Origin of the sequence: Vibrio sp. OPT46, from assembly GCF_015163535.1 — a bacterium.
Taxonomy (GTDB): Bacteria; Pseudomonadota; Gammaproteobacteria; order Enterobacterales; family Vibrionaceae; genus Vibrio; species Vibrio alginolyticus.
The window spans coordinates 1-274 of record NZ_JADDYG010000407.1; the positions used below are offsets into that span (position 1 = coordinate 1).

At 35.4% G+C, this 274-nt stretch carries 1 protein-coding gene; it reads right to left on the reverse strand.

The genetic code is table 11. From position 1 onward, the window contains the following. On the reverse strand, positions 1-258 hold a 258-nt coding region (locus IQR33_RS18720), incomplete at its 3' end, for an RDD family protein (protein WP_193843921.1). Positions 259-274: the final 16 nt, after the last annotated feature.

The window sequence follows — 274 nt, forward strand, 5'->3', positions numbered from 1 at the left end:
GCAAATTAGAGTACCGAACAAACGATACACATAAGTAGAAACCTCAACGTTCTCACCTTCTTTTCCTTGCACCTGAAGTTTGAATATTTTTTCCCCTATCGTCCTCTTCAAAAGTATGTATTGGCCCATCATCGTAAAGAAAAAGAACACATAGAAATAACCTATGCTTTGGATACTCAACGCATTTAGATCAAAGACGTAAAACTCTAAAATACCGAATAACAAGCTAATCAAACAATAGTCGGTTACAAATGCCAATAATCTCTTTATCACG